The sequence below is a fragment of the Pseudomonas karstica genome (assembly GCF_009707515.1).
Taxonomy (GTDB): Bacteria; Pseudomonadota; Gammaproteobacteria; order Pseudomonadales; family Pseudomonadaceae; genus Aquipseudomonas; species Aquipseudomonas karstica.
Genome location: NZ_WLYI01000070.1, coordinates 1 through 2,583, shown reverse-complemented (window position 1 = coordinate 2,583; position 2,583 = coordinate 1). Strand labels below are relative to the sequence as shown.

Sequence of the window (2,583 nt, the reverse complement as noted above, 5' to 3'; positions counted from 1 at the left end):
GGATGTTGCCGCTGACCGAAAACTGACCCAGTAGAGGCTGTTCTGCCGACTGAAAACTGACCCAGGTGTTCAACTGCTTCTGCTCACTTTTCGAGCAGGAGAACACAGGGTGATCAGCATGGAAATGTTGGGGAAAATCCGGCGGATGTACTTCCGCGACAAGCTCTCGCTGCATCAGATAGCTAAGCGTACCGGGCTGTCGAGAAACACCATCCGAAAATGGGTCAGAGCTCCCGAAGCCACTCAACCGGCGTACCAGCGGTGCGCAACCTTCAACAAACTCAGCCCATTCCACGAGACGCTGGAACAGGCGCTCAAGGCCGATTCGTTCCGGGCAAAGCACAACCGCAGGAGCGCCAAAGCGCTTTTCGAACAGATTAAGGCCGAGGGTTATGACGGCGGCTACAGCCAGCTCACGGCGTTTGTCCGCTCTTGGCGAGGCGAGCAAGGCAAGTCTTTACGCGCTTTTGTACCGCTGACTTTTGCCCTCGGTGAGGCCTTTCAATTTGACTGGAGCGAAGAAGGTCTGCTGATCGGTGGCCTGTTTCGACGCATCCAGGTCTCCCACATGAAGCTGTGCGCCAGTCGCGCGTTCTGGTTGGTTGCGTATCCCAGCCAAGGCCACGAGATGTTGTTCGATGCCCACACCCGCTCGTTTGGCGCGCTAGGTGGGGTGCCGCGTCGCGGCATTTACGACAACATGAAGACCGCTGTCGACAAGGTCAACAAGGGTAAGGGCCGGACGGTCAATGCCCGGTTTGCCGTGATGTGTGCCCACTACCTGTTCGACCCGGACTTCTGCAACGTGGCCTCCGGGTGGGAAAAAGGCATCGTTGAAAAGAACGTCCAAGACAGCCGACGGCGCATCTGGCTCGATGCTCAAAACTGCATGTTCCACACCTTCGAGGAACTGAATGCCTGGCTCGGCCAACGCTGCCGTGCTCTCTGGGGCGAACTGCTGCACCCGCAGTACAACGGGCTGACGGTGGCAGAAGTCCTGGAGTTGGAACGAGTGGAGATGATGCCGATGCCGACCGCCTTTGACGGCTACGTCGAACGCACCGTGCGGGTCTCCAGTACCTGTTTGATCAGCGTGGCGCGAAATCGCTATTCGGTGCCTTGTGAGCGTGTTGGCCAGTGGGTCAGCAGCCGTCTGTATCCTTCGCGGATCGTGGTCATCGCCGATGAAACGATGATCGCCAGCCACGAGCGTCTCGTTGATCGAGATCAGGTCAGTTTTGACTGGCAGCACTACATTCCACTCATCGAACGCAAGCCCGGTGCACTGCGTAATGGCGCGCCATTTGCCGATCTGCCGAAGCCGCTTCTGCTTCTCAAACGGGGACTGAGGCGTCACACCAACGGTGATCGAATCATGATGCAGGTACTGGCTGCTGTGCCTATCGCCGGTCTCGAACCGGTATTGGTGGCGGTGGAGCTGGTACTTGAGTCGGGAAGTCTGAGCGCCGATCACATCCTGAATGTTCTAGCCCGCCTGACCTCCACTGCACCACCTTCCTGCGTAGAAACCAGCCTGCAACTCAAGGTGGCGCCTGTTGCCAATACGGCGCGCTACGACCGGCTCCGTACAACCGATGAGGAGAATCGCAATGCGTGACCTAATGACGGAACTCAAAGAACTGCGCCTGCACGGCATGGCCAGTGCCTGGGAAGAACTGGTCAGTCAAGGAACGGCCTCTACGGCTTCATCGAAATGGCTGCTGGAACATCTGCTTCAACAGGAACAGGCGGATCGAGCGGTGCGCTCAGTGAACCACCAGATGAACATGGCAAAGCTCCCCATGCACCGTGATTTAGCTGGCTTTGACTTCAGCGCTTCCAGCGCTGATGCCCGGCTGGTCAGCGATCTATCCAGCTTGGCGTTCACTGAGACCGCGCAGAATGTCGTGTTCATCGGTGGGCCAGGAACCGGAAAAACACACCTAGCCAGTGCCTTGGCTGTATCCGGAATCACGGCCTACAACAAACGCGTGCGTTTCTTTTCCACGGTGGATCTGGTGAATCTGCTGGAGCGTGAAAAGTACGATGGCAAGGCAGGGCGAATCGCCCAGGGGCTGCTTCGCACAGACCTGGTGATACTTGATGAGCTGGGGTATTTGCCCTTTAGCCAAAGCGGCGGCGCCCTGTTATTTCACCTGCTGTCCAAACTGTACGAACACACCAGTGTGGTCATCACCACCAACCTCAGTTTCTCGGAATGGTCGAGTGTGTTTGGCGACGCCAAGATGACCACCGCGTTGTTGGATCGGCTGACACACCACTGCCACATCGTCGAAACGGGCAACGAGTCCTACCGCCTTCACCACAGCACCTTGGCCGCCCAGACAAAGATCAAATCACGGGAACGAAAGCGCAAGGACGGAGATGATATCGAGGACGATGAGCCGTTTTGATCCGCACCATAAATGCCCTGCTGCATGCATACATGCAACAGGGCTGGATGCGTCTTCAACCGGAACACTGCTGCTAAGCTTATCCACAATTGCTGGGGCAAAAATCAGCAATCCGTCCTGGGTCATTTTTCAATCGGCAGGGTGGGTCAGTTTTCAATCAGCGCCAACA

Annotated in this window: 3 protein-coding genes; all 3 read left to right on the top strand. The window is 57.0% G+C overall.

The features are described 5' to 3' along the window. Nucleotides 1-118 precede the first annotated feature (118 nt). Entirely contained in the window at nucleotides 119-1,618 is a 1,500-nt protein-coding gene (gene istA, locus GIR22_RS25705; protein WP_154746081.1) for an IS21 family transposase, read from the top strand. Beyond that, on the top strand, nucleotides 1,611-2,414 hold the full coding sequence (gene istB, locus GIR22_RS25700; RefSeq protein WP_154746080.1) for an IS21-like element ISPsy20 family helper ATPase IstB: 804 nt from the start codon (nucleotides 1,611-1,613) through the stop codon (nucleotides 2,412-2,414). Before istA ends, istB begins: the two co-directional genes overlap by 8 nt. Then, nucleotides 2,401-2,583, top strand: a 183-nt coding sequence (locus tag GIR22_RS26160) for a hypothetical protein (protein ID WP_218581683.1), incomplete at its 3' end; no start/stop codon positions are given. The genes istB and GIR22_RS26160, both read left to right, overlap by 14 nt.

Bases quoted from the DNA above. Each gene is read 5' to 3' on its own strand.
- istA (WP_154746081.1), top strand. From the start codon at position 119: ATGGAAATGTTGGGGAAAATCCGGCGGATGTACTTCCGCGACAAGCTC.
- istB (WP_154746080.1), top strand. From the start codon at position 1,611: ATGCGTGACCTAATGACGGAACTCAAAGAACTGCGCCTGCACGGCATG.